The 1,723-nt window shown below is 73.2% G+C and carries 1 protein-coding gene; it reads right to left on the bottom strand.

Annotation, left to right across the window (positions count from 1 at the left end; translation table 11 throughout):
* Nucleotides 1-1,723: condensation domain-containing protein (locus ADK55_RS14365; RefSeq protein ID WP_234350040.1), on the bottom strand; the 1,723-nt coding region annotated here is incomplete at both ends.

Genomic DNA, 1,723 nt, shown 5'->3' with positions numbered 1-1,723 from the left:
GCCGGGTCCATCAGCTCGATCGCCGAGACGGGCGCCGTCGGGTCCGCGACCACGGCCGTCAGGAGCCGCACGAGCCGATCGGCCAGGGTCCGGACCGTCACCTCGTCGAAGAGATCGACGGCGAAGCGGATGCCGCCCGCGATGCCGGCGCCGTCGCGGTCGGCGCCGAAGGCGACCTCCAGGTCGAACTTGGCGCCACCCGTCTCGACGACGAGTTCCTCGGCGGGCAGGCCGAACAGCTCCGGCACGGCGCCGTCCACGGAGTGGAAGGTCACCATCGTCTGGAACAGCGGGTTGCGGGAACGCGAGCGCTCCGGGTCCACCGCCTCGACCACGGCCTCCAACGGCAGATCGGTGTGCGCGAACGCGGCCAGGCCGGTGTCCCGCACCCGGGCGACCAGTTCGGTGAAGGTCGGATCCCCGGACACGTCCACCCGCAGGACCAGCGTGTTGAGGAAGAAACCGACCAGCCCCTCCGACTCCGCGCCCTCGCGGGCCGACACGGGAGTGCCCAGCGGGATGTCGTCGCCCGCTCCGAGCCGATGCAACAACGTCGCCACCGCGGCGTGCGCCACCATGAACAGCGTGGCCCCGCTCTCCCGGGCGATCCGGGCCAGGCCGGCCGTCGTCTCCCGCGGAACCTCGAAGGTCACCACGCCGCCCTCGTACGAGGGCTCCGCCGGACGCGCGCGGTCCGCGGGCAACGCCAGCTCCGCCGGGATGCCGGCCAGGGCGTCACGCCAGTACCCGGCCTGGGCCGCCGCGAGGGACTCCGCGTCGGAGGCCTCGCCCAGCAGCTCGCGCTGCCACAGCGCGTAGTCCGCGTACTGCACCGGCAGCGGAGCGAACACCGGTGCCCGGCCCGCCAGTCGAGCCGTGTAGGCCAGGTCCAGATCGGCCAACAGCGGGGCGGTCGAGCCCTCGTCGGTGGCGATGTGGTGCAGCAACACCACCAGGACGTGCCGGTCGGGCGCGGTCCGCAGCAGGTTCACCCTGATCGGGACCTCGGAGGCCAGGTCGAAGACGTGGCTGCCCGCGAGGACCATCTCGTCCGCGAGCCGGTCCGACGAGACCTCCCGCACCGACACCGCCACCGACACCTCGGACGGGGCAAGGACCCGCTGGTACGGCTCACCGTCGTACTCGCCGATCACGGTGCGCAGCACCTCGTGCCGTGCCACCACGTCGGCGACCGCCGCACGCAGTGCCACCGGGTCGACCGGACCGTCGAGGCGCACGGCCACCGGCACGTTGTACGTCGTGGACGGTCCCCGCACGCTGTCCAGCAGCCACAGCCGGTGCTGGGCGAAGGAGAGCACGGGGCGCTCGCCCCGCTCGGACGCCGCCGGCGCGGGCCTGGCGGGGCCGAACGTCCGCTCGGCCAGCCGGGCCGCGAGGGCCTCGACGGTCCGCAGCTCGAACACGTCCCGGATCCCGCAGTCCACGCCGAACGCTTCCCGGATCCGACCGGCCACCCGCGCCGCCAGCAGCGAATGCCCGCCGAGCGCGAAGAAGTCGTCCGAGACGCCCACCGCGGAGCGCCCCAGCACATCGGCCAGGATCCCGACGAGTATCTCCTCGCGGGCGTCGCGCGGCGCCCGGGACACCTCACCCTCGGCTTCGACGGGTGTGGGGAGTGCGTTGCGGTCGAGTTTTCCGTTGGGGGTGAGGGGGAGGTGGGTGAGGGGGATGTAGTGGGTGGGGTGCATGTAGTCGGGGAGTC

It is taken from the genome of Streptomyces sp. WM4235, from assembly GCF_001279725.1.
Lineage (GTDB): Bacteria > Actinomycetota > Actinomycetes > Streptomycetales > Streptomycetaceae > Streptomyces.
Note: the sequence above shows the minus strand (reverse complement) of the source record. Positions and strands in the feature narration are given on the sequence as shown.